The organism is Sphingomonas sp. (assembly GCF_965200105.1).
GTDB lineage: Bacteria > Pseudomonadota > Alphaproteobacteria > Sphingomonadales > Sphingomonadaceae > Solisphingomonas.
In genome coordinates this window covers 286,927-310,420 of the sequence record NZ_CBDATN010000002.1, presented here as the reverse complement: position 1 = coordinate 310,420, position 23,494 = coordinate 286,927, and the positions used below count along the sequence as shown (strand labels likewise).

Annotated in this window: 28 protein-coding genes and 1 pseudogene; 18 read left to right on the top strand and 11 right to left on the bottom strand. The window is 69.9% G+C overall.

Annotation, left to right across the window (positions count from 1 at the left end):
• Positions 1-24: 24 nt before the first annotated feature.
• Positions 25-1,446 carry a phospholipase D-like domain-containing protein gene (locus ACOFKX_RS02670; protein ID WP_419825551.1) on the top strand — a complete coding sequence of 474 codons (1,422 nt, stop codon included), beginning with the start codon at positions 25-27 and terminating at the stop codon, positions 1,444-1,446.
• A 21-nt stretch (positions 1,447-1,467) separates the two neighbouring features.
• On the opposite strand, the pseudogene accC reads toward ACOFKX_RS02670, so the two are convergent.
• From accC to aroQ, 3 genes and pseudogenes are all read right to left on the bottom strand, one after another.
• A pseudogene (accC, locus tag ACOFKX_RS02665) lies at positions 1,468-2,815 on the bottom strand (acetyl-CoA carboxylase biotin carboxylase subunit).
• A gap of 4 nt (positions 2,816-2,819) precedes the next feature.
• Positions 2,820-3,320, bottom strand: coding sequence for an acetyl-CoA carboxylase biotin carboxyl carrier protein (gene accB, locus ACOFKX_RS02660; protein WP_419825550.1), 501 nt, complete (start codon positions 3,318-3,320; stop codon positions 2,820-2,822).
• Between the two features lie 36 nt (positions 3,321-3,356).
• Positions 3,357-3,791 (bottom strand): type II 3-dehydroquinate dehydratase, encoded by a 435-nt coding sequence (gene aroQ / locus ACOFKX_RS02655; RefSeq protein ID WP_419825549.1) that lies wholly within the window; start codon positions 3,789-3,791, stop codon positions 3,357-3,359.
• Between the two features lie 44 nt (positions 3,792-3,835).
• Between aroQ and thiS the strand changes: the two genes are divergently transcribed.
• Positions 3,836-4,840, top strand: a complete 1,005-nt coding sequence (gene thiS / locus ACOFKX_RS02650; RefSeq protein ID WP_419825548.1) for a sulfur carrier protein ThiS — start codon at positions 3,836-3,838, stop codon at positions 4,838-4,840.
• Here the strand turns inward: thiS and ACOFKX_RS02645 are convergent.
• Both ACOFKX_RS02645 and ACOFKX_RS02640 read right to left on the bottom strand, forming a co-directional pair.
• Positions 4,801-5,247 (bottom strand): response regulator, encoded by a 447-nt coding sequence (locus ACOFKX_RS02645; protein ID WP_419825547.1) that lies wholly within the window; start codon positions 5,245-5,247, stop codon positions 4,801-4,803. The genes thiS and ACOFKX_RS02645 overlap by 40 nt on opposite strands.
• A gap of 107 nt (positions 5,248-5,354) precedes the next feature.
• Entirely contained in the window at positions 5,355-5,789 is a 435-nt protein-coding gene (locus tag ACOFKX_RS02640) for a MarR family winged helix-turn-helix transcriptional regulator (RefSeq protein WP_419825546.1), read from the bottom strand.
• Between the two features lie 78 nt (positions 5,790-5,867).
• Here ACOFKX_RS02640 and hppD point away from each other — a divergent pair, with 78 nt between their 5' ends.
• The 4 genes from hppD to ACOFKX_RS02620 all read left to right on the top strand — a co-directional run bounded on the left by hppD (position 5,868) and on the right by ACOFKX_RS02620 (position 9,104).
• A complete protein-coding gene (hppD, locus tag ACOFKX_RS02635; protein WP_419825545.1) occupies positions 5,868-6,932 on the top strand; it encodes a 4-hydroxyphenylpyruvate dioxygenase in 1,065 nt (354 codons plus the stop codon).
• Between the two features lie 14 nt (positions 6,933-6,946).
• Positions 6,947-7,585, top strand: a complete 639-nt coding sequence (maiA, locus tag ACOFKX_RS02630; RefSeq protein WP_419825544.1) for a maleylacetoacetate isomerase — start codon at positions 6,947-6,949, stop codon at positions 7,583-7,585.
• A complete protein-coding gene (locus ACOFKX_RS02625; RefSeq protein WP_419825543.1) occupies positions 7,582-7,944 on the top strand; it encodes a Rieske (2Fe-2S) protein in 363 nt (120 codons plus the stop codon). Before maiA ends, ACOFKX_RS02625 begins: the two co-directional genes overlap by 4 nt.
• A 221-nt stretch (positions 7,945-8,165) precedes the next feature.
• Entirely contained in the window at positions 8,166-9,104 is a 939-nt protein-coding gene (locus ACOFKX_RS02620) for an NAD(P)H-dependent flavin oxidoreductase (protein WP_419825542.1), read from the top strand.
• Positions 9,105-9,114: 10 nt separating this feature from the next.
• On the opposite strand, the gene ACOFKX_RS02615 is transcribed toward ACOFKX_RS02620, so the two are convergent.
• Positions 9,115-11,160 (bottom strand): TonB-dependent receptor, encoded by a 2,046-nt coding sequence (locus ACOFKX_RS02615; RefSeq protein WP_419825541.1) that lies wholly within the window; start codon positions 11,158-11,160, stop codon positions 9,115-9,117.
• 100 nt (positions 11,161-11,260) lie between these two features.
• Here ACOFKX_RS02615 and ACOFKX_RS02610 point away from each other — a divergent pair, with 100 nt between their 5' ends.
• Complete coding sequence (locus ACOFKX_RS02610) at positions 11,261-11,452, top strand: CsbD family protein (RefSeq protein ID WP_419825540.1); 192 nt, start codon at positions 11,261-11,263, stop codon at positions 11,450-11,452.
• Between the two features lie 92 nt (positions 11,453-11,544).
• On the opposite strand, the gene ACOFKX_RS02605 is transcribed toward ACOFKX_RS02610, so the two are convergent.
• On the bottom strand, positions 11,545-11,886 hold the full coding sequence (locus ACOFKX_RS02605; RefSeq protein ID WP_419825539.1) for a hypothetical protein: 342 nt from the start codon (positions 11,884-11,886) through the stop codon (positions 11,545-11,547).
• Between the two features lie 92 nt (positions 11,887-11,978).
• Positions 11,979-13,631, bottom strand: coding sequence for a thiamine pyrophosphate-binding protein (locus tag ACOFKX_RS02600; RefSeq protein WP_419825538.1), 1,653 nt, complete (start codon positions 13,629-13,631; stop codon positions 11,979-11,981).
• A gap of 45 nt (positions 13,632-13,676) precedes the next feature.
• Between ACOFKX_RS02600 and ACOFKX_RS02595 the strand changes: the two genes are divergently transcribed.
• The 7 genes from ACOFKX_RS02595 to ACOFKX_RS02565 all read left to right on the top strand — a co-directional run bounded on the left by ACOFKX_RS02595 (position 13,677) and on the right by ACOFKX_RS02565 (position 17,606).
• Positions 13,677-14,387 carry a CoA transferase subunit A gene (locus ACOFKX_RS02595; RefSeq protein WP_419825537.1) on the top strand — a complete coding sequence of 237 codons (711 nt, stop codon included), beginning with the start codon at positions 13,677-13,679 and terminating at the stop codon, positions 14,385-14,387.
• Positions 14,387-15,028 (top strand): 3-oxoacid CoA-transferase subunit B, encoded by a 642-nt coding sequence (locus tag ACOFKX_RS02590; protein WP_419825536.1) that lies wholly within the window; start codon positions 14,387-14,389, stop codon positions 15,026-15,028. Before ACOFKX_RS02595 ends, ACOFKX_RS02590 begins: the two co-directional genes overlap by 1 nt.
• Before the next feature lie 137 nt (positions 15,029-15,165).
• Entirely contained in the window at positions 15,166-15,489 is a 324-nt protein-coding gene (locus ACOFKX_RS02585; protein ID WP_419825535.1) for a DUF1476 domain-containing protein, read from the top strand.
• Positions 15,490-15,493: 4 nt separating this feature from the next.
• Positions 15,494-15,733, top strand: a complete 240-nt coding sequence (locus ACOFKX_RS02580; protein WP_419825534.1) for a BolA/IbaG family iron-sulfur metabolism protein — start codon at positions 15,494-15,496, stop codon at positions 15,731-15,733.
• Position 15,734: 1 nt separating this feature from the next.
• On the top strand, positions 15,735-16,067 hold the full coding sequence (gene grxD, locus ACOFKX_RS02575) for a Grx4 family monothiol glutaredoxin (RefSeq protein ID WP_419825533.1): 333 nt from the start codon (positions 15,735-15,737) through the stop codon (positions 16,065-16,067).
• 10 nt (positions 16,068-16,077) lie between these two features.
• Positions 16,078-16,914 carry an MBL fold metallo-hydrolase gene (locus ACOFKX_RS02570; protein WP_419825532.1) on the top strand — a complete coding sequence of 279 codons (837 nt, stop codon included), beginning with the start codon at positions 16,078-16,080 and terminating at the stop codon, positions 16,912-16,914.
• Positions 16,914-17,606 (top strand): DUF4230 domain-containing protein, encoded by a 693-nt coding sequence (locus tag ACOFKX_RS02565; protein WP_419825531.1) that lies wholly within the window; start codon positions 16,914-16,916, stop codon positions 17,604-17,606. Before ACOFKX_RS02570 ends, ACOFKX_RS02565 begins: the two co-directional genes overlap by 1 nt.
• Before the next feature lie 162 nt (positions 17,607-17,768).
• On the opposite strand, the gene ACOFKX_RS02560 is transcribed toward ACOFKX_RS02565, so the two are convergent.
• The gene (locus ACOFKX_RS02560) at positions 17,769-18,134 is read right to left on the bottom strand and encodes a hypothetical protein (protein WP_419825530.1); all 366 of its coding nucleotides are present in this window, start codon (positions 18,132-18,134) and stop codon (positions 17,769-17,771) included.
• 285 nt (positions 18,135-18,419) lie between these two features.
• On the opposite strand from ACOFKX_RS02560, the gene nadA reads away from it, so the two are divergent.
• The 4 genes from nadA to ACOFKX_RS02540 are packed head-to-tail and all read left to right on the top strand — an operon-like array spanning position 18,420 to position 21,469.
• Complete coding sequence (gene nadA / locus ACOFKX_RS02555; RefSeq protein WP_419825529.1) at positions 18,420-19,406, top strand: quinolinate synthase NadA; 987 nt, start codon at positions 18,420-18,422, stop codon at positions 19,404-19,406.
• 1 nt (position 19,407) lies between these two features.
• On the top strand, positions 19,408-19,914 hold the full coding sequence (locus ACOFKX_RS02550; RefSeq protein ID WP_419825528.1) for a DUF1993 domain-containing protein: 507 nt from the start codon (positions 19,408-19,410) through the stop codon (positions 19,912-19,914).
• Positions 19,911-20,759: a carboxylating nicotinate-nucleotide diphosphorylase gene (gene nadC / locus ACOFKX_RS02545; RefSeq protein WP_419825527.1), complete on the top strand. Its 849-nt coding sequence runs from the start codon at positions 19,911-19,913 to the stop codon at positions 20,757-20,759. The genes ACOFKX_RS02550 and nadC overlap by 4 nt, the downstream gene beginning before the upstream one ends.
• A 53-nt stretch (positions 20,760-20,812) precedes the next feature.
• On the top strand, positions 20,813-21,469 hold the full coding sequence (locus ACOFKX_RS02540; RefSeq protein ID WP_419825526.1) for a ribonuclease T2 family protein: 657 nt from the start codon (positions 20,813-20,815) through the stop codon (positions 21,467-21,469).
• A gap of 41 nt (positions 21,470-21,510) precedes the next feature.
• Here the strand turns inward: ACOFKX_RS02540 and ACOFKX_RS02535 are convergent, their stop codons facing one another.
• Positions 21,511-21,930 (bottom strand): DUF4112 domain-containing protein, encoded by a 420-nt coding sequence (locus ACOFKX_RS02535; RefSeq protein WP_419825525.1) that lies wholly within the window; start codon positions 21,928-21,930, stop codon positions 21,511-21,513.
• 51 nt (positions 21,931-21,981) lie between these two features.
• Entirely contained in the window at positions 21,982-23,451 is a 1,470-nt protein-coding gene (locus ACOFKX_RS02530) for an ABC transporter substrate-binding protein (protein WP_419825524.1), read from the bottom strand.
• Positions 23,452-23,494: the final 43 nt, after the last annotated feature.

Here is a 23,494-nt window from a genome sequence, read left to right as displayed (position 1 = left end):
CCGCGTCGCGGCATTCGCCCGCGCATGAGCCTTCTCGATCTTCCGGCCGCCTACCCCGGCACGCTCTACGAGATCGTCGAATGGTCGATCCGCCTCGTCATGCTGTTCGTCGTGCCGCTGCGGCGCGGGGCGGCGGCGACGCGCGGATGGCTGCTGCTGATCCTCCTGCTGCCGATCCCCGGCCTGATCCTGTTCTGGCTGATCGGGCGGCCGCGCTTTCCGGAGTGGCGGGCGCAGCGCTTCGTCAGGCTGACCCCGATGTTCGAGGAGCTGTCCGCGCGACTTCTCGCCGAGGCACCGAAGGCAGCAATCGCGGATGCCGGCATCCCGGCGCTCGCGCGGACGCTGGGCCTGATGCCGGCGGTCGGCGGCAACGCGTTCGACCTGATCGACGATTACGACGCCGGCATCGACCGGCTCGTCGCGGACATCGACGCCGCCACCACAGCCGTCCGTATCCTCTCCTACATCCTCGCCGACGACGCGACCGCGACGAAGGTGATCGACGCGCTCGCCCGCGCCCGCGCGCGCGGCCTGCCCGTCCACGTCATGTTCGATCCCGTGGGCTCGCACAAATGGCGGCGCGGCACGCTCGCCAAGCTCAAGGCGGCTGGCGCGACCGTGCAGGAGGCGCTGCCCTTCCACCTGATCCGCGCGCGGACGCGACGCGACATGCGCAACCATCGCAAGCTGTTCCTGATCGACGGCACGATCGGCTATGTCGGATCGCAGAACATCGTCGCCAGGGACTTCCGACCCGGCGTCGTCAACCGCGAGATGCTGGTCCGCGTGACGGGGCCGGTGGTGGCGGAGATGAACGCGGTGTTCCTCGCCGACTGGTATCTGGAGACGGAGGTGCTGCTCGACGAGGAGACGGTGGTGCCCCCCGCCACCGGCGACGCCGTGCTCCAGATGCTACCTTCGGGCGCCGACTATCGGCTCGAAGGCTTCGAGACGATGCTGGTGTGGCAGATCCACGCGGCCATGGACCGGGTGACGATCGTCACGCCTTACCTGATCCCCGACGACGCGCTGGTCTCCGCGATGCGTACCGCGCGGGCGAGGGGCGTGGAGATCGACCTCATCGTCTCGGCGGTGGTGGACCAGCGCCTCGTCCACCTCGCGCAATGCTCCTACTACGAGGCCGTTCTTGCGGAGGGCGTGCGCATCCACCGCTACCGCGACTATCTGCTGCATGCGAAGAGCGTCTCGATCGACCGGCGGCTGGCGATCGTGGGATCGAGCAACGTCGACCTGCGCTCCTTCCAGCTCAACGAGGAGGTGAGCCTGCTACTGCTCGACGCCGACGCGATCGAGCGAATTGAGCAGGTCCAGCGCGGCTACATCGCGGCCAGCGATCCGCTGACGCTGGACGAGTGGCGGCGGCGGCCGCGCGTCGCGCGCGTCGCGGAGAACCTGGCGCAGATGGTGAGCCCGTTGCTCTGACCGGCCCGCCGCGCGCTCGCTCTAGTCCTGCCGCTGAAGCCACTGCTCCAGCCACTTGATGGTATAGTCGCCGTCCTGGAACTCGGGATCGTCGAGCAGCGCCTGGTGGAGCGGGATGGTGGTCGTCACCCCGTCGATCACGAACTCTTCCAGTGACCGGCGGAGGCGCCGCAGCGCGCCCTCGCGCGTATGGCCCCAGACGATCAGCTTGGCGACCATCGAGTCGTAATAGGGCGGAATGCGATAGCCCGCGTAGAGCCCGCTATCGACGCGGACGTTCATGCCGCCGGGCGCGTGGTAGCCCTTCACCAGGCCGGGCGAGGGCGCGAAGGTGCGCGGATGCTCGGCGTTTATCCGGCACTCGATCGCGTGGCCACGGAAGCGCACGTCCTCCTGGCGGAAGCGTCAGCAGGTAGCCGTCAGCGATGCGGATCTGCTCGCGCACCAGGTCGAGGCCCGTCACCATCTCGGTGACGGGATGCTCGACCTGGAGGCGGGTGTTCATCTCGATGAAGTAGAAGCGGCCTTGCTCGTAGAGGAACTCGATCGTGCCCGCGCCGCGGTAGCTCATCTCGGCCATGGCGTTGGCGACGACCGCGCCCATCTCCTCGCGCTCGGCGATGCCGATGACGGGGGAGGGGCACTCCTCCAGCACCTTCTGGTGGCGGCGCTGGAGCGAGCAGTCGCGTTCGCCGAGGTGGATCGCCTGGCCGTTGCCGTCGCCGAACACCTGGAACTCGATATGGCGGGGATCGGAGAGATATTTCTCCATGTAGACGGTGGCATCGCCGAACGCGGCCTTCGCCTCCGATCCCGCCTGCGCCATCAGCGTCTCGAGCTGGTCCTCGCTCTCGACCACCTTCATGCCGCGCCCGCCGCCGCCCGACGCCGCCTTGATGAGCACCGGGTAGCCGATGTGCGTTGCGACGGCGCGCGCCTCCTCCACCGTGTTGAGCGGACCGTCGGAGCCGGGGACGAGCGGCAGTCCGAGCTTGGCGGCGGTGAGCTTGGCCTCGATCTTGTCGCCCATCGTGCGGATGTGCTCGGGCTTGGGCCCGATGAAGATGAGGTTGTGGCTCTCGACGATCTCGGCGAAGCGCGCGTTCTCGGAGAGGAAACCGTAGCCGGGATGGATCGCGTCGGCGCCCGAGATCTCGGCCGCCGCGATGATATTTGGTATGTTGAGATAGCTGTCGGCGGCCGCCGGCGGCCCGATGCACACCGCCTGATCGGCCAGGCGGACGTGCATCGCGTCGGCGTCGGTGGTGGAGTGCACCGCCACCGTCTTGATGCCCATCTCGTGGCAGGCGCGGTGGATCCGGAGCGCGATCTCGCCGCGATTGGCGATCAGGACCTTCTCGATCGGCACGGGCCTACTCGACGACAACGAGCGGCTGGTCGAACTCGACGGGCTGACCGTTCTCAACCAGCACCTGCGTCACCCGCCCGGCGCGGGGTGCGACGATCGGGTTCATTACCTTCATGGCCTCGACGATCAGCAGCGTCTCGCCGGGCGAGACCTGCGCGCCGATCGCCGCGAACGGCGCTGCGCCGGGTTCTGAGGCGAGATAGACGGTGCCCACCATCGGCGACTTGACCGTGCCCGGATGCTCGCTCGGTGCGGCGAGCGCCGGCTGCGCGATGGACCCGGCGGGCGGAGGCGCGAGGGCGGCGGCCGGCGGCGGCGCGGGAGCGACCGCATAGGCGGGCGCGGGAGCCGCCATCGAGACGGTGCGGGCGACGCGGATGCGGCGGTCACCGTCCTGCACCTCCACCTCGGTCAGCCGCGTGGTGTCCAGCAGCTCGGCGAGCTGGCGGACCAATCCGGCGTCGATCTGCATGGGGGCGCCGTTGCCCGCGGGCGCGTCGCTCATCCTGGAAAACCTTTCGCAATCAAGCCCGCGCTCCTGTCAGAGCTTGGCGGCCGCGTCCAGCGCCAGCAGGTAGCCCATCGGGCCGAACCCTGCGATCGTGCCACGCGCGACACGACCGACGTAGCTGCGATGCCGGAAGCCCTCGCGCGCATGTGGATTGGAAAGGTGGACCTCGATCACCGGCACCGACACCGCCTTGATCGCATCGTGGAGCGCAACCGAAGTGTGGGTGTAACCGCCGGCGTTAAGGATCACTGCCCTGGCTCCGATCGCCTGCGCCTCCTGAACCCAGTCGACGAGATGGCCTTCGTGGTTGGACTGGCGAATATCGACTTCTAGCCCGAGTTCGCGTGCACGGTCCTCGACCATGCCAGCGATGTCGTCGAGTGTGTCCGCGCCGTAGATCTCAGGCTCGCGCGCGCCCAGCAGGTTGAGGTTGGGGCCGTTGAGGACGAAGACGGTGGCGGGCATGGCGCCACCCCCTATATGCCGGCATCACTCCAGTCGAGGATCGCATGACCACCGACGGCACCCTTTCCATCCGCGTCAATGGCGAGCATCGCCGCGTGCGCGACGGCATCACGCTCGCCGAGCTGGCCCACGAGCTGGGGCTTGAGCCCACCAAGGTAGCGGTTGAGCGCAACCTGGAGGTGGTGCCGCGTTCGACGCTCGCCAACGTGCGTGTCGAGGATGGCGACGACCTGGAGATCGTCCATTTCGTCGGTGGTGGGGACCATGTCGCGCCGGTCGTCGAGGACGGCTGGGCAGTCGCTGGCCGCAGCTTCCGCTCGCGGCTGATCGTCGGCACGGGCAAGTACAAGGATTTCGCGCAGAACGCCGCCGCGTTGGAAGCGTCGGGCGCGGAGATCGTCACGGTGGCGGTTCGCCGCGTCAACGTGTCCGACCGCGGCGCCCCGATGCTGACCGACTTCATCGATCCGAAGCGCTTCACCTACCTGCCCAACACCGCCGGCTGCTTCACCGCCGACGACGCGATCCGCACGCTCAGGCTGGCGCGAGAGGCAGGCGGCTGGGATCTCGTGAAGCTGGAGGTACTGGGCGAGGCGCGCACGCTGTATCCCGACATGGTCGAGACGCTCCGCGCGACCGACATCCTGGCGAAGGAAGGCTTCCTGCCGATGGTCTACTGCGTCGACGACCCGATCGCGGCGAGGAGGTTGGAGGATGCCGGCGCGGTGGCGGTGATGCCGCTGGGCGCGCCGATCGGATCGGGGCTAGGCATCCAGAACCGCGTGACGATCCGGCTGATCGTGGAGGGAGCGAAGGTGCCCGTGCTGGTCGACGCCGGCGTGGGCGCGGCATCGGACGCGGCGGTGGCGATGGAGCTCGGCTGCGACGGCGTGCTGATGAACACCGCGATCGCCGAGGCCAAGGACCCGATCCTGATGGCGCGCGCGATGAAGGCGGCGGTGGAGGCGGGTCGGCTCTCCTATCGCGCCGGGCGGATGGGCGTGCGCCGCTACGCCGATCCGTCGAGCCCGCTCGCCGGCCTGATCTGACCGGGCGCGATCAGGCCGCCGTCGCCGAGCGCCAACATGGCGCAGTCCACCAGCGTCGCGGGCGAGTAAGGCTTTCGCAGCAGGTGCAGCCGCCAGTAGGCGCGCGGTAGCTCGTCGCGCTCGGCCGCGGTCGCCAGGATGATCGGCACCGCCTCGCTCAGCAGCAGGTCGACGAGCGGCGTGGCCTGGCCGCCATCCAGGCCCATGTCGACGATCGCGCAATCGATCGGCTCGCACGTGGCGAGGCGGACCGCGTCGGCGAGGCTTCCAGTGGGGCCGACGACCTCGCCACCGGCGTCGCGGATCGTCGCGCACAGGGCGTCGGCGGTCAGCACGTCGTCCTCTGCGACGAGCAGGCGGTATCCGTCCAGCGCGCGGCCGGCGAATCGGAAGAGCGGCGGTGGCATCCTGCTGGTCTGTTCTCGTGTTGTGCCGCTTTCATGGCATCGCGAGCCGGCCGAGACCATGATCTTCTTTAGGGTCTGTCCCGGTTCATGCGCCGCTCGTCGCGCCTTCAGGGCACCGCGTCGCCCAGCCGGCCCAGCAATGCGGCGAGCGTCGCGACCTCCTCCGGCTCGAAGCCTGAGAGCAGCGCCGCCTCCATCGCGAGCAGCCTCGGTGCGATCCGGGCATGAAGCGAGCGGCCGGCGTTCGTCAGCCGGAGAATGCGGGCGCGACCATCCCGGGCGTGCGCCTCGCGGGCCACCAAGCCGCGCTGGACGAGCGCGATCGCCGCGCGGCTGACCGTGACCTTGTCGAAGCCACCACGCGCGCAGATCGCCGCCTGAGTCATCCCGTCCTCTTCCGCGATGATGGCGATGACGCGCCATTGTGGGATGGAGAGGCCATGCTCCTGGTAGGCGGTGGCGACGTGCTCGCTTATCCGGTTGGATGCGAAGGACAATCGATACGGGAGGAAGGTATCGAGACTAAGCGTCGGATCGTTCATCGCGATTTCGTATCATTTGACACCATCGTACCGACGCGCCATCTTGATCGTTGCAATAGCCTGATCCTGGAGAAGGCCATGTCGACCGCTGCCGCCGCCATCAACCCGCCCGTCGCCGACAACCCGCTCGGGCTCAACGGCTTCGAGTTCGTCGAGTTCACCTCGCCCGATCCCGCCGCGCTGGCGGCGCAGTTCGAGGCGATGGGCTTCACCGGCACGCATCGCCATCCCACCAAGAACATCACCCGCTACAAGCAAGGCCGCATCAACCTGATGCTCAATCGCGACGAGGCGGGTCGCGTCGCGGCGTTCCGGGGCGAGCATGGTCCGTCGGCGAGCGCAATGGCGTTCCGCGTCTCGGATCCCGCGGCGGCCATGCGGTGGGCGCTGGAGCATGGCGCCAAGCGCACCGACGAGGACGATACCGTCATCCAGGGCATCGGCGGCTCCTACCTCTACTTCGTCGCGGACGATGCCGATCTCTACGCCGACTGGGCGGAACATCCCGGCTGGTGCGAGGCGGAGCAGCGCAACTCGGTTGGCCTCGACCTGCTCGATCACCTCACCCATAACGTCCGGCGCGGGCAGATGCGGGTGTGGAGCGAGTTCTACCGCACGCTCTTCAACTTCGAGGAGCAGAAATACTTCAACATCAAGGGTCAGGCGACCGGACTCTTCAGCCAGGCGATGATCGCGCCCGATCGCGCGATCCGAATCCCGCTGAACGAGAGCCAGGACGAGAACAGCCAGATCGAGGAGTTCATTCGCGAGTATAAGGGTGAGGGCATCCAGCATCTCGCGCTCACCACGCCCGACATCTTCGATACGGTGGAACGGCTGCGCGCGCGTGGCGTCAAGCTGCAGGACACGATCGACACATATTACGAGCTCGTCGACAAGCGCGTGCCGGGCCACGGCGAGGATTTGGAGCGGATGCGCAGGAACCGCATCCTGATCGACGGTGACGTTGGGGGCGAGGGGCTGCTCCTCCAGATCTTCACCGAGCCCGTGATCGGACCGATCTTCTTCGAGATCATCCAGAGGAAGGGCAACGAAGGCTTCGGCAACGGCAACTTCCAGGCGCTGTTCGAGTCGATCGAGCTCGACCAGATCCGGCGCGGCGTGATCCAGGTCGACGCGTAGAGGCCGGTGGCCGCGTGATTCTCCACGGCTATTGGCGCTCCGGGGCCGCGTATCGCGTCCGCATCGCGCTCGCGCTCAAGCGCCTCGCCTTTGAGAACCGCGTGCACGATCTGCGGACCGGCTCGCAGCGCGACTCGGGCTACCTCGCGCTCAATCCGCAGGGACTGGTGCCGGCGCTGGAGGCGAACGGTACGGTCGTCACGCAGAGCGGCGCTATTATCGAGTGGCTCGACGAGACCTATCCCGAGCCGCCGCTGCTGCCTCGCGACCGCGTGGGCCGCGCGACGGTGAGGGCGATGGCGGCCGCGATCGCGTGCGACATCCATCCGCTCCAGAACCTGCGCGTGCTCCAGTATCTGAAGCGTGAGCTTGGCGCGTCCGATCCGACGCGAGACGCGTGGCTTGCGCGCTGGATGGGCGACGGGTTCGCCGCGCTCGAAACGCTTGCCGAGCGGCACGGCGGGCGCTTCTGCTACGGTGACGATCCGACGCTGGCGGATTGCTTCCTCGCGCCGCAGCTCTACTCGGCCCGCCGTTTCGGGATCGATCTCGCATCCTACGCCAGGCTGGTGGCCGCCGACGCGGCGCTACGCGCCATCCCCGAGGTCGCCGCCGCCGCACCCGAGGCGCAGCCCGACGCCGATCCGACGTGAGCGGCGACGAACGGCTGACGGCCACTCCCGCCGGGGTCACGCTCTGCGCGCTCGACGATGTTCCGCAAGCTGGCGCGCGCGGCTTCGTGCTGCAGATGCGCGCGGGCCGCTTCCACGGCTTCGTCGTCCGGCACGAGGGCGGCGTCAGCGGCTTCGTCGATCGCTGTCCCCACGCCGGCCTGCCGCTGGCGCGCCGGCTCGACGCCTATCTGGCCCCTGGCGGCGGGGCGGTCGCCTGCGCCTGGCACGGCGCGCTGTTCGATCCGGTCGATGGCGGTTGCCTCGGCGGCCCGTGCGGCGGTGCAGGGCTGACGCCGTGGCCCGTCACCGTCGTCGATGGTCGCCTGCTGACCGCCTGACGTATCGCGCGCGAGCAGCCGGCTGTTCGGTGCCTGTTCCCCAAGGAAGAAGCTCTTGGCTGCAACCACGGTTCGTCGCGATGCGCCATGTCGCGTAGCGCACGGTCTGTGATCTCCTTGTAGCTTCCGGCCGAACAGGCATTGGCGGCATCGAGCTGCGTCACGGATGCTTGCTCGGCTCTGCGTCTCGGGTATGCGGGCGCAGAACCGGAGATCCCCCCATGCCGCTACCGACCGCCCTGCAAGGGCGTCTGACGATCCCTGCGGTGGCGGCGCCGATGTTCATCGTCTCCAAGCCCGAGCTGGTGCTGGCGGAGTGCCGGGCCGGGATCGTCGGATCCTTCCCGTCGCTGAACGCGCGCGGCGAAGGCGTGCTGGACGCGTGGCTCGCGCGCCTTAACGCGGAGCTGACGCCGGCCGACGCGCCTTTCGCCGTCAACCTGATCGTCCACCGCTCCAACCTGCGTCTCGCGGGCGATCTCGCGTTGGTGGTGAAGCATCGCGTGCCGATCGTCATCATTTCGCTCGGCGCCAAAGAGGAGGTGATCGCGGCCGTCCACTCCTATGGCGGCGTCGTGTTCCACGACGTCACCGACGACCGCTACGCCAGGAAGGCGGTGGAGAAGGGCGCGGACGGGCTGATTGCGGTGGCGGCAGGGGCGGGGGGCCATGCCGGCACGCTGAGCCCGTTCGCGCTCGTCACCGAGATTCGACGCTGGTTCGACGGGCCGCTGGCATTATCGGGCGCGATCGCGACCGGAGACGCCATCCTGGCGGCGCAGGCCGCGGGCGCGGACCTCGCCTATGTCGGCTCGCCGTTCATCGCGACCGAGGAGGCCGATGCGGACGCGCGCTACAAGGCGATGATCGTCGAGGGCGGGGCAGCGGACATCGTCTACTCCAACCTCTTCACCGGCGTGCACGGCAACTATCTCGCGCCCAGTATCCGCGCCTCGGGCCTCGATCCCGACCGTCTGCCGACGAGCGATCCCTCGAAGATGGACTTCGCGGAGCTGACCGGCGGCGACAAGAAGGCGTGGCGCGACATCTGGGGCTGCGGGCAGGGCATCGGCGCGGTCGACGCCGTCGTGTCCGCCGGTGAGCTGGTGGCGCGGCTGGCGCGCGAGTATGAGGCCGCGCGCCGGCGGCTGCTGGGCTGATGGGACGCGGTCAGCTTCCCCGCTCGCCGTAGCGCAGCCCGATCCACAGCGTGCGCGGGGTCGCCCGCTCGACGACACCCGAGCTGATCGCCGCCTCGACGCGGGCGTTGCCGATATTCTCCGCGCGGGCGACCGCCACGAAGCCGCGCGCCAGCGGCACGCTCGCCACCATGTCGAGCGTCACCGCGCTCTTGAGGCGCACCGTCTCCAGGTCGTCGTCGAACTGCGGCCCGGCGTAGCGTAACGTCGTCGACAGCGCCGGGCCGAGCGCGGGCGCCCAACCGATCGTGGCGGAGGCCTGGTGCTTCGCCGCTTCCGCCGGCCGCTTGCCGTCGAGCGGCAGGCCGGGCGCCGACACGCGCGCGTCGGTGTAGGCATAGGAGGCGGACAGCCGCCAGTCGCCGATGCCCAGCCGGGCGTCGAGCTCGGCGCCGCGCGACACGATCGCGCGCAGGTTCTCGCGCACCTGGTATCGGCCAGTCACGAAGCCGACCTGCGGGAAGGTGCCGGGGCCGGCGCCCATCGTCACGTTTGCGATCGCGCCGCTCAGGCGGTTGGCGAAGCCGGTCGCGGCGACGTGGAGGTTGGGCAGCGGATTGTAGTCGACGCCGCCGTCCAGTCCCCGCAGCCGCTCGGGCCGCAGCCCGGCGTTGGCGGCGACCGCGTCGGTGCCGACGCGATACTGGCGAAACAACTCGTTGAGCGTCGGCAGTCGCCAACCGAGATAGGCCGCGCCGCGCAGCGTGATCGCCGATCCTCCCGGCCTCCACGCCGCGCCGCCCCGTGCGGTCGGCCGCCAGCCGGTGCGCGTGGGATAGCGGGTGGCGGTGAGCGGCGCCTGCGTGGCGAGCAGGCGCTGGTTCAGGAAGCCGTCGTCGATCCGCCACCGATCGATCCGCGCGCCGGCGGTGAGCGTCACGTCGCCGGCCTCCGCGCTCGCGTCGGCGAAGCCGCCCAGCGTCAGCGTGCGCCCGCCCGCCTCGCGGCCGCGAGTCGGGAGCCCGCCCGCGTAGCTGTAGAGTTCGTCCGACTCGCCGACGAGGCGGCGGGCGTCGGCGCCGAGGCGGAGCTGGACGCGATCGCCGGTCGGCGGCCTCACCTCGATGCGGCCGCCGACGCCGGTGGACGGCACGCCATACTGGTCGAGCGTCCCGGCGGCGGCGGTGCGCGCGGCGTTGGCCGACGCGAACCCCGCCGAGAAGGTGCGCGCCTGCAAATAGGCGAGCGCGTCGACGCCCCAGCGACCCCGTGCGACGAGGCGGAGGCTGGCATCGGCGCCCTTGGTGTCGTTGGCCGTGCCGGGCAGCGCGCGCGTGCGGTGATCGGCGAAACCGAGCGCCGAGCCCTGGAGCTCGACGTCGGGCGCCACGGGGATGACGGCACGCGCCGCGACGCTCGCCTGCTCGTAGGGCGCGCGGCCGTCGATCGGCCCACGCGAGGAGGCCGTGATCGGTCGAAAGCCGTCGCCCTGCGCGTAGCTTCCCGAGACGAAGGCGAAGCCGCCCGCCATCGCCCCCGAGGCGCCGGCGTGCGCGTCCACCGACGAGCGGCTGCCAGAGGCTATGTCGCCCCACAGCGGCGCGAGATCGCCCGGACTTGCGCTCGTAAGCTCGATCGTGCCGGCGAGCGCGCCGGGACCCGCCACCCCGGAGCCGCCGCCGCGCGTGACGCGCACGAGGCCGAGCCGTTGCGGATCGACCGCGGAGAAGCTGACATAGCCGCCGAACGGATCGATGAACGGCACACCATCCAGCGTCACCAGCGCGCGCGAGGAGGCGTTCCCGCCGAGCCCGCGCAACGTCGCGCCCTGCGATGTCGGCTGCGCCGATCGCGAGTCGGAACGGCGGAACTGGGCGAAGCCCGCGACGTCGCGCAGCACGTCCTCGACGCGGTTGGAGGCGGTGGAGGAGAGCCGGTCGCGATCGATCGTGGCGACGTCGTACGCCGCCTCGCCTGGTGGCTGCGGCAGGCTTCCGCCGATGACGACGACCTCTGTCGCATCGCCGACGTGCGTGCTGGCGGGCGCGTCGGCGAGCGCGACGAGGAGCGGGAGCATCCGCCGCCGCTAGCACGTCTTTCGCAAACCACCAGCCAGGAACGGATCGCGGCCGTCGCCCGTTCTGTTCCGGTGGAGTGACGATCAGGAGATCACGAAGATGGGCGAGTTCACCGACAAGGCGAAGGGCCTGGCCAACGAGGTCGCGGGCAAGGTGAAGCAGGCGGTTGGCGGCGACGGCAACGATCCGAACCTGCAGGCGGAGGGTGCCGCGCAGGAAGGCAAGGGCCATCTGCAGCAGGCTAAGGGTGACGTGAAGGGCGCCGTCAAGGGCGTGGTCGACAAGGCCTGATCGCCCGACCGACGTCATAAGGGTTCCGGCACGCGAGTGCCGGAACCCTTATCGTTTCAGCGGGTGGGCGACGCGAATGCCGCCCGATTGCATCAGTAGCCGTAGTAGCCGCCGCCGTAGTAGCCGTAGGGCACGGGCGCCGGAGCGTAGTAGACCGGCGGCGGGGGCGGGGCGTAGGCGTAATAGCCACCGCCATAATAGGGCCGGTCCGCCGACGCGATCGCGGCGCCCACGCCGAGGCCGAGAATACCGGCCGCGACCGCCGTGCCGGCACCCACGCCGCCGTGCCGATAGCCACGATAGCCGCCCCAGCCATGGCCGTAGCCGTAGCCATGGTGCCCGCCCCAGCGCTGCGCCTCGGCGGGCGCGGTGGCGGCGATGCCGCTGGTGGCGAGGATCGCGGCCGTGGCGGCCGCGGTGATCAACTTGCGCATGTCCAGTCTCCCGAATCGCGTTTCGCGTAGAAGAACGCGGCGCTTGAGGGCTTTGTGCCCGGTCCGCCGTGAACGGCGCGGGAACGGCGCGTTTATCGCCGGTTCAGCGCCGAGATCGTCGTGCCGGGCGTGATCTGCTCGACATCGGTGCGCAGGTGGAGGAGCGCGAGGCCGGGCTGCGCCAGCGCGCGGTCAAGCGCGGGCGCGAAGTCCTCTGTGCGCTTCACCGTCTCCGCCCAGCCGCCATGCGCCCGCGCGAGCATCGCGAAGTCCGGGCTGGAGAGCGTGGTGCCCGTTACGCGGCCCGGATACTCCCGCTCCTGGTGCATGCGGATCGTGCCGTAGCTCGCATTGTCGACGATGATGACGAGCAGCCGCAGTCCGCGAGCGGCCGCCGTCGCCAGCTCCTGCCCGTTCATCAGGAAGCAGCCGTCGCCGGCCAGCGCGACCACTCGGGCGTCAGGCCGGCGCAACGCTGCCGCGACGGCGGCGGGCGTGCCGTAGCCCATCGCGCCTGCGGTCGGCGCGAGCTGCGTGCCTTGGGGCCCGTAGCGCCAGTAGCGATGCCACCAGCCCGAATAGTTGCCGGCGCCGTTGCAGATCACCGTGTCGGCGGGCAGCGCGGCGCGCATCGCCGCGACGCACTGGCCCAGATCGAGCGCCACGCCCTCGCGCGGCGCGGGCGTGGACCAGTCGATCCACTCGCCATGCGCGGCGGCGCCGTCCTCGAAGGGGTAGAGGTCGTGCGCCCAGCCGGCGAGCGTATCCGCGAAATCGTGGCAATCCGCGCAGATCGCGAGATCGGTGCGGTAGACTGAGTTCAGCTCGTCCGGATCGGGATGGACATGGACGAGCGTCTGCCCGGGGTGGTCGGGGGTGAGCAGCGTGTAGCCATCGGTCGTCGCCTCGCCGAGCCGCGCGCCGACGGCGATCACCAGGTCAGCGTCGCGCACACGCTGGAGCAGCATCGGGTTGGGGCCGTAGCCGAGGTTGCCCGCATAGACGGGCGAACCGTTGGGATAGGCATCCTGCCGACGAAAGGCGGCGGCGACGGGCAGGCCCACCGACTCGGCGAAGACGGCGAAGCGTCCGCCGGTCGCCGCGTCCCAGTCGGCGCCGCCGACGATCGCGATCGGCGCGGCGGCGTCGCGTAGCAGGTCTAGAAACGCGATCACCGCGCCCGGATCGGGCACTTGCGCGGGGCGCACGATGCGCGGCCGGTCAACGGCCGCCACCTCGTCGCGCAACATGTCCTCGGGCAGCGCGATCACCACCGGGCCGGGGCGGCCCGAGACAGCCGTCGCGTAGGCGCGGGCGATGTATTCGGGCAGGCGTGCCGCGTCGTCCACCCGCACCGCCCACTTGGCGAGTGGACGGAACATGGCGACGAGATCGACTTCCTGGAAGCCCTCGCGATCTCGGTCCCCGCGCGCGACGTCGCCGATGAACAGGATCATCGGCGTTGAATCCTGCCGCGCGACGTGGACGCCGATCGAGGCGTTGGTGGCGCCCGGCCCGCGCGTGACGAAGCAGATGCCCGGACGTCCAGTCAGCTTGCCGTCGGCCTCGGCCATGAAGGCGGCGCCACCCTCCTGCCGGCACACGACCAGATCGATCGCGGGCGTTTCGTGCAACGCGTCGAGCACCGCGAGATAGCTCTCGCCGGGCACGCAGAAGATGCGGTCGCACCCTTGCGCGACGAGGTTGTCGACGAGGATGCGGCCGCCGGTGCGTGTCTGCGTCATCTCCTCCCTCTAGGCGGGGCGGAACCGCGCTGCTAGTCGCGCGCGATGGCGAACAAGATCTATCCCGACGCCGCCGCCGCGCTCGACGGCGTGCTGTTCGACGGCATGACGATTGCGAGCGGCGGCTTCGGCCTGTGCGGCGTGCCCGAGCGGCTGCTCGATGCGATCCGCGACGCGGGCACGATGCGCCTCACCTTCGTTTCGAACAATGCCGGCATCGACAATGAGGGCATCGGCAAGCTGCTCCGCACGAAGCAGGTCGCCAGGATGGTTTCCTCCTACGTCGGCGAGAACAAGGAGTTCGAGCGCCAGTATCTCTCAGGCGAGCTGGAGGTGGAGTTCTGTCCTCAGGGCACGCTCGCCGAGCGGCTGCGCGCGGGCGGGGCGGGCATTCCGGGCTTCTACACCAAGACGGGCGTTGGCACGCAGGTGGCTGAGGGCAAGGAGACCAAAACTTTTGATGGGGAGGAATACGTGCTGGAGCGCGGCATTCGCGCCGACCTCTCCGTCATCAAGGGCTGGAAGGCCGATCGCGCCGGCAACCTTGTCTTCCGCAAGACCGCGCGCAACTTCAATGCCCCCGCCGCCACCGCTGGCAGGGTTTGCGTCGCCGAGGTGGAGGAGATCGTCGAGACGGGCACGCTGGAACCGGACGCCATCCACCTGCCCGGCATCTACGTCAACCGGCTGATCCTCGGCGCTCCCTACGACAAGAAGATCGAGCAGCGCACCGTTCGCCAGAGGGAGACTGCCTGATGGCTTGGGATCGCAACCAGATGGCGGCCCGCGCCGCGCGCGAGCTGCGCGACGGCTTCTACGTCAATCTCGGTATCGGCATTCCGACGCTGGTCGCCAACAACGTGCCCGCCGGCGTCGAGGTGACGCTCCAGTCCGAGAACGGGATGCTGGGCATCGGCCCTTTCCCCTACGAGGGCGAGGAGGACGCCGACCTCATCAACGCCGGCAAGCAGACCGTGTCCGAGCTGCCGTCGACGAGCTTCTTCTCGTCCGCCGACAGCTTCGCGATGATCCGCGGCGGCCATATCGACTTGGCTGTGCTCGGCGCCATGGAGATCTCCGAGGGCGGCGATATCGCCAATTGGATGATCCCGGGCAAGATGGTGAAGGGCATGGGCGGGGCGATGGACCTCGTCGCCGGCGTCAAGGAGATCGTGGCCGTCATGGACCACGCGGCGAAGGACGGCAGCCCCAAGTTCATCCCCGCCTGCACGTTGCCGCTCACGGGCAGGAACGTCGTCGACATGATCGTCACGGATCTCTGCGTGTTCAAGCGGCCGGACCACGCCAGCGCCTTCCGCCTGGTGGAGCTGGCGCCCGGCGTCACGGCGGACGAGATCGCGGCGAAAACGACGGCGCGCTACGAGGTGGCGCTCTAGCCGCGCGGATCGCTGTTCTGCCGGCAGGAGCGTGGGCGTCGACAGGCCGGGTACGAGCGGGCGACGACTGGCGTTCTGTTGCGTCCGCCCGCGCCGCCCCCTATCTCGGCATCGGAACGATGGGGAGCGCGCCAGACATGACCACCTTCGACGAGCGTGAGCGCGCCTTTGAGACCAAGTTCGCGCACGATCAGGAGATGCTGTTCCGCGTCACCGCGCGCCGCAATCGCCTCGTCGGACAGTGGGCGGCCGAGAAGATGGGCCTCACCGCCGAGGAGACCGACGCCTACGCCAAGGCTGTCGTGCAAGCCGAGTTCGAGGAAGCGGGCGACGAGGACGTGATCCGCAAGCTGTACGGCGATCTCGTCTCGGCGGGCGTCGAGGTGGACGAGGCGACGATCCGCGCGGAGCTGGACTCCAAGCTGATCGAGGCCCGCCGCCAGCTCATCGAGGCGATCTGACCCCATGGCGATGGCAGCGGACGAGATCGAGCGGCTGATCCGCCAGGGCATCCCGGACGCGACTGTCGAGATCACCGATCTCGCCGGCGACGGCGACCATTATGCCGCGAAGGTGACGGCGGAGAGTTTCCGGGGGATGTCGCGCGTCGTCCGGACGCGCCGTGTCTACGAGGCGCTTGGCGGGCGGATGGGGGGCGAGCTTCACGCGCTCCAGCTCGTCACCGCCGTCCCTGAAGGAGTTTGATATGACCGACGACGTCCAGGCCCGCATCTCGGATACGGTGAACGCCAGCGAGGTGCTGCTCTTCATGAAGGGCTCGCCGCTGTTCCCGCAGTGCGGCTTCTCCAGCCGCGCGATTGCGATCCTCGATCATCTCGGCGTCGAATATGGTTCGGTCGACGTGCTGCAGGATCAGGGCATTCGCCAGGGCATCAAGCAGTTCTCGGATTGGCCGACGATCCCGCAGCTCTACGTCAAGGGCGAGTTCGTCGGCGGATCGGACATCATGATGGAGATGTACGAGACGGGCGAGCTTGCCCAGCTGATGAAGGACGCCGGCGTCGCCACGAAGGCGTGATTGCTCCTAAGTGAAGGAGGCGCCGCGATACGGGGCGGTGGAGCAGGTCCACCCGCTCGTGCGGCGCGTGCTGGCGCGCAACCCGTCCCCCTTCACCTTCACGGGTACCCACACGCACATCGTCGGGCGCGGCGAGGTGGCGGTGATCGATCCGGGGCCGGACCTGCTTGAGCATCTCGATGCGATGACGGCGGCGCTCGCCGGCGAGCGGCTATCGGCGATCCTCGTCACCCACACGCATCGCGATCATAGCCCGCTCGCCGTCGCGCTGGCCGAGCGGACGGGCGCGCCGGTGATCGGCTGCGCGGTGGTGGCGAGCCCCGCCTTCGACGAGAGCTACGCCCCCGATCGCGTGCTGGCGGACGGGGAAAGCGTGGTGGGCGAGGGCTGGACGCTCACCGCGGTGGCGACGCCGGGGCACACCTCCAATCACCTCGCCTTCGCGCTGCCTGAGGCACGCGCGCTGTTCAGCGGCGATCACGTCATGGGCTGGTCGACAAGCGTCGTCGTGCCGCCCGACGGCGACATGGGCGCTTACCTCGCCAGCCTGGAGCAACTGCTCAACCGCGACGAGGACGTCTACTTTCCCACCCACGGCGATCCGGTGCGCGAGCCCAGGCGGCTGGTGCGCGGCATGATCGGTCATCGTCGCCAGCGCGAGCGCCAGGTGCTGCGCGTGCTGGTGGCGGGCCCGGCGACGATCCCGGCGATGGTGGCGACGATGTACGCTGGCTTAGACGAGGGGCTGAAGCAGGCGGCGGTCGCGAGCGTCCACGCGCATTTGATCGATCTCGCGCGGCGCGGCGCCGTCACGGCGGACGGCGACCATTGGAGGCTCGCCGCCTGATGCGTGCGTTCGGCCGCGTGCTGCTGTTCGCGGGGCTGACCGCGATCCTGCTCGGCGGCATCGGGCTGTGGGGCCTCTCGCGCTTCGTGCGGCACTGGACGCCCGATCCGACGACGATCGCCTCCTCCAGCCTGGAGGGGCTGAAGGCGCAGAACCGCCTCTCGGTGCTGGCAGCAAGCTACGTCGCCGTTGTCACCTCGACGCAGCGCCGACTCGGCCTCGCGGCGCAGCGCACGATGATCCTGCCGGGACGCGTCCGCTACGAGGTCGATTTGGCGCGGCTGGGGAGCGGGGATGTTGCGTGGAGCGCGAACGCACGGCGGCTCGACGTGACGCTGCCGCCGATCGAGGTGGCTGGGCCGGAGATCGACCTCGCGCGCATCCGCCAGTACGACTCAGGCGGGCTGCTGCTCGGCTGGACCGACGCGGGCGCGAAGCTCGACGCCGCCAACCGCCGCGCCGCGCAGGCCGAACTCATGCGCCAGGCGCGGGCACCCGCTATGCTCCAGATCGCCCGCGACAATGCGCGCCGCGACGTGGCGCGCAGCTTCGCCCTCCCGCTGCGCGCCGCTGGCCTGGACCCGCAGGTCCGCGTCCGCTTCGCCGACGAGCCGGGCTTTCCCGCAGTGTCGGACAACCGGCCAATGGAGCGATCGCGTTCGTTGCGGGAGGCGTTGGGGATCGGGCGCTGAGCCTGCGAGGTGGTCAGCCGATAGCAGTGCTGGGCGGCGTTCCCCTATCCGGTCCGGGGGCGACAATAGCTGACGTTAAAGCCTTGTTCTGTTTGCCGAGCCTGCGGATCACTGCTCCGGCCGTGCTTCGAAAGCGAGGCCGTGACCGTCTCGCACAAGCTCTCAGAGCTCCTGCTCAGGAAGTCGCCGACCGATGGGAAGCGCCAGCATCGCATCCACGTCGTTGAAGTCCATCGGACCGCTCATGTCGAAGTTTCCAGCGCCTATCGAAGCGTTCATATTGTCGACAAACGCCTGTAGTTCGGCCTCGGTGTTCGCTGTCAGTTCGTAAATCGCGATGTACTTCTGTGTACGCTTTGAGGGCTCGGACGGTAACGCCAGCTCCGCGATCTTGTAGCGAGCCGCGCCTGTCACGCCCGGAAGCGCTACGATCTCCGCCAAATGGACGTCGCTGTACCACCTGTTGTACGCCTCTTCATCCTCCTGGGATACGGGCTTCGACAACACGATCATGATCGACTTGTGCATTACCTGTCCTTCCAAGGGGAGATGAGAACGCGGAAGCGGAGCGAGCGACCTGTCGCATCACGGGGCCGCAAGTACGGAACCGGTCGAGGTGCTACAGCGCCGAACCTCGGGGCGTGCGGCGGACCCAATGTTGAACGCGCGCCAGAAGATCGCCGATCGCCTCCACTTCGTAAGCCTCGTCACTTCCGCGAGGTAGGTGCACGATTGGCGCAGCGTCCGCAAGCAGTGGTCGCGCTCCGCCGGCAGCCTTCGACAAATCCGCTCCACTACCCTATCTGCTGACGCATGAACGCACCCGTCACCAGCCTTGCCGGCCTCGACCTCCGCGCCGAGATCGAGCGGTTGCGCCGCGAGCGCAACGCCGTGATCCTCGCGCACTATTATCAGGAGCCGGAGATCCAGGATCTCGCCGATTTCGTCGGCGACAGCCTCGATCTCTCGGCCAAGGCGGCGGCGACGGACGCGGAGGTGATCGCCTTCTGCGGGGTGCGCTTCATGGCGGAAGTCGCCAAGATCCTGAGCCCCGACAAGACCGTGGTGCTACCCGACATGGCGGCCGGCTGCTCGTTGGAGGATAGCTGCCCGCCCGAGCAGTTCGCCGCCTTCCGCGCCGCGCATCCGGATCATATCGCGCTCACCTACATCAACTGCTCGGCGGCGGTGAAGGCGCACTCCGACATCATCGTCACCTCGTCCTCGGCGGAGACGATCCTTTCGCAACTGCCGATGGACCAGAAGATCATCTTCGCGCCCGACCGCAACCTCGGCGCGTGGTTCAACCGCAAGACCGGGCGCGACATGCTGCTGTGGCCGGGTGCCTGCATCGTCCACGAGGCTTTCTCGGAGACCGAGCTGCTCAAGCTCAAGATCGAGCATCCGGACGCGCCGGTCGCCGCGCACCCCGAGTGCCCGGCCTTCATCCTCGATCACGCCGACGTGGTGGGCAGCACGCGCGCGATCCTCGACTTCGCGCTCGGCACGTCGGCCGATACGATCATCGTCGCCACCGAGCCGCACATCATCCACCAGATGGAGAAGGGCGCGCCGGGCAAGCGCTTTATCGGCGCGCCGGGTGCGGACGGCAACTGCAACTGCAACATGTGCCCGTACATGGCGATGAACACCATTGAGAAGCTCTACTTGGCATTGCGCGACTTGGAGCCGCGCATCGAACTCGACGAGGCGATGAGGATCGCCGCCAAGCGCCCACTCGACCGGATGCTGGAGATGGCCGGGCGCAGCGTCGGCCGCGGCGACGTAGGGAGGCGCTGAGATGACGATTTCGCTCCACGAGGCGGTGGTGCCCGGCTTCCTCCAGACGCTGCGCGCGGTGTCCGGCCTGCTCGACAAGGCGGAGGCGGAAGGGCCCGAGATCCTGTCCGCGCGGCTCGCGCCCGATATGCACGATTTTGCCTATCAGGTGAAATCCTGCGCGGTGCATTCCTTCGGCGCGATCGAGGGCGTGCGGCGCGGCGGCTTCAGCCCGGACACTAACGATGTCCGCGACTTCGCCGGGCTGCGCGCCCGATTGGAGGAGGCGCGGCGGGGGCTTGAGGCGATCGCGCCCGACGAGCTCGATGCGCTGGCCGACAGCGAGGTCGTGTTCGCCATGGGCGATCGCTTCCGCCTGCCGTTCACCGCCGCCCGCTTCCTGCTCAGCTTCTCGACGCCCAACCTGCACTTCCACGCCACCACCGCTTACGCGTTGCTGCGCGCGCGGGGCGTGGCGATCGGCAAGGTCGATTATCTCGGGCGAATGCGTAGCGGGTATCCGGCTTGAGCTTCGCGCTGCCCGGCTTTGATCTCGACGCCTTCGTCCGCGCGACGCTCGCCGAGGATCTGGGCGCGGGCGGCGACGTCACCTCGGCGGCGGTGATCCCGGCCGGCGCGCGCTTTGCGGGGATCTTCGACAGCCGCGACGCGATCGTCGTGGCCGGCTTGCCGATCGCCGCCGCCTTCGTGCGCGCGCTCGATCCTGGCGCCACGATCGAGCCCTTGGTCTTGGACGGCGACCGGGTCGCGGCGGGCGCCGCGCTGATGCGGGTCGAGGGGGCTGCGCGCGCGCTGCTCACCGCCGAGCGATCCGCGCTCAACACGCTCCAGCACCTCTCCGGCATCGCCACGCTGACGCGGCGCTACGCCGATGCCGTCGCGGGTACGGGCGCGACGCTGCTCGACACCCGCAAGACGATCCCCGGGCTGCGCCTGCTGGCCAAATATGCGACGCGGATGGGGGGCGCCACCAACCATCGCATGGGGCTGTGGGACGCAGCCATGATCAAGGACAACCATGTCGCGGTCGCTGGCGGTGTCGAGGCGGCGGCGGCGGCGGCACGCGCCGCGGGGATCGCGCGCATCATCGTCGAGGTCGACCGTGTCGACCAGATCGAGCCGGCGCTCGCCGGCGGCGCCACCTGGCTGCTGCTCGACAACATGGGCCCGGCGATTCTTCGCGAGGCGGTCGCCCGGGTAGCAGGCAGGGCGACCACCGAGGCATCCGGCGGCGTGACGTTGGACACCGTCAGGGCGATCGCCGAGACCGGCGTCGATCATGTCTCGGTCGGGCGCATCACCCAGTCCGCGCCAGCCGCCGACATCGGGCTGGACCTCGCGCCTGCGGCTTGACATCGCCGCCAGCTTCATGCATGTTCCCGTTTCGTTCGTGATGGAGGCGCGTCGTGCGGCTGATCCTCGGCGTCCTGCTGCTGCTGTCGGGCGCCACCGCTTTCGCGCAGGATGCGCGCGTCACGCCGGAAGATCGCACGCCGCGACGGGTCGCGACCACCGGCTACACGCTCGCTCTGTCGTGGGCGCCCGAATATTGTCAGCGCCGGCGTGGCGACGCCGAATGCGCGCTGCCATCGGCGCAGGGATTTACCTTGCATGGCCTGTGGCCGGACGGCGCCGATCCGAAGGTCTGGCCGCAATACTGCCATGTCGGCGGCGCGCTCACGCCCGCCGAACTCCGCGCCGGGGAGGGGGCGACGCCGTCGCCGCGCCTGCTCCAGCACGAGTGGGACAAGCATGGCAGCTGCATGTCGGCCAATCCCGCCGCCTATTTCGCCGAGGAGGCGCGGCTGTACCGCACCATCCGCTTCCCGGACATGGCCGCGTTGGCGCGGCGCCGGGATCTCACGACCGGCACGATGACGCGCGCGTTCGCTGCTGCCAATCCCGGGGTCACGCCGGCGATGGTGCGGCTGAACCTCAACCGGCACGGTTGGCTGGAGGAGGTATGGCTGTGCCTCGGTCCGGACAAGCGCCCGCGCGCCTGCCCGGCGGGGGTGGAGACGCCGTCGCCTGCGACCCGGGTGCGAGTGCAAGCGCCCGCGTGACGGATCGACCGGCCGGCGCGGCGTCATACGTCCGCGACCTCCTAGCGTCCCCGCTTGGCCGTCCCGTCGACGGTGGCGAGCGCCGGATGGTGACGATCGAGATGCCGGTTGATCATGCGCAGGTTGCGCGAGTTCGATCGGAAGAAGAAGTCTGGGATCGCGCCCACCCACGGGATGGCGGAGAGCGCGAGGTCGACGCCGACATTGCCCGCCATCCGCGCGAGCTGCCACTTGGACATGCCGAGGTTGCGCGCCTCCCAGACCATCCAGCCGCCCATCGCGGTCGCCGCCACGGGTCCGATCCCTGGCAGGGCGTCGAGCAGCACGTCGAGCCCGATCTTGCGGTTGATGAGCGGCACCGTGATAAGCCCTTCGAGCAGCCGCTCGGCATGCTCGATACGACGGCGCACGGAGGCGGGATCGCGGCCGAGGCCGGGCAGGTCGTCGGCGGCGATCGGCATGGTCATGCTCCTTGGTGATCGGGTAACGCGCGGCCGTCCGGTCCGGGCCACTCATCGCGCGGCGGGGCGGCGCAGCTCGTCCAGGGGGTGGATGCCGCGCGGCGACTCCGCGTAGCCGTCGAGCGACGGCGCCACCAGCGACCAGCGGATCGGCGGGCCCAGCGCCACGAACGGCGCGGTCGCCCCGATCAGCGCGTCCGCCTGGGCGAGCAGCCGACTTCGTTCGGCGAGCGTCGGCGCCTCGCGGGCGGCGATCAGCACCGCGTCGCTCTCGGGCGTGCACGCCACTCCGCGCTCGCACGCGAAGCGCCTGAGGTAGAAGGCGGCCGTGTCGGCTGGCGCCACCTCGTCGACGAGCGCCAGGTCGGCGGGCGCGCCGGGCGGCACCGCCACCGCGCCGATGCCGACCGCCTGCCAGTCCGCCGCGATCAGCGCGAAGAGCAGGCGCGCGCCCGGCCCCGCCGGCATGGCCACACGGAGCGGCGGCGACGATCGCCAGCGCACGAGCGCCTGCGCGGCGGCGGTGCGCCGATCGGCGAGTGGCAGGTCCGCCCAGTCCGGGCGCGCCGTCTCGGCGATCTCGGGCGTCCCGTCGGCCGGCAGGATGGCGGTGGCCGGCGTCCAACCCGGCACGTCGAGCGCGCGCGCGATCCGCTCGCGATCGAGTGCCATCGCCAGCGCGCGCCGGCCCTCCGGCTCGGCGCCGGGGCCGGCCGCGTGCGTGGCGAAGGCAAGCCCGAACAGTCCGGCGACAGGGTCGAAGCGCAGCCGTTCGGCCGGCAGTGCCGCGGCGCGCGCGATCGCGAGGTCCGCGAAGCCGCCGCCGGTGACGAGCGCCGCGCGCCCGGCCGCGAACCGCGCGACGGCGGTGGCGGCGCGATCGCCGCGAAGATGCACGACGAGTGGCGCTGTTGGGGCGGCGTCGGGGTCGGCGTCGCGATCGGGCATGGCGCGCAGCGTCGCCACCCCGCCGGCGAGCCGCTCCAGCACGAACGGCCCGTCGCCGTGCGTGGTGCTTCCCAGCCCCAGCGCGGGTTGCGCGAACAGCGGCAGCAGCGTGGGGCGCGGCGCGCGAAGCTCGACGTCGATCACCTGCGGCGTCACCGCCTCCACCGAGGCGATCGCGCCGAGCAGCGGCCGCAACGGATTGCGGCTGGTGGCGGCGATCGCGCTGCGCAAACGGCGGACGATGGCGGCGGCGGAGATGGGCGAGGGCTCGTCCGTCAAGCGGAAGAGCAGACTGCGGCCGTCGTCGCTCACGCTCCACCGTGCCGCGAGCCCCGGCGCCACCTGACCCGCCGCATCGTAGCGGAGCAGCCCTTGCCGTGTCGCTCCCACGAGCGCCGCCGCCGGCGGATCGAGGGACTCGCGATCGGCGGCATCGCCGGCGAGCGGGCGCGTCAGCGCCGCGCCGATCGCGCTCACCTCGATCGGCCCGTTATCGTCGCCCTTGCCACCGCAGCCGGCGAGCACCACCGCGACGAGCGGCGCGAGCCATGGCGGGAGCGGGCGGCGGGTCACGCCTCGCCTGCTGGCACGTTCCTGCGGCCGCGTCGACCGTCGC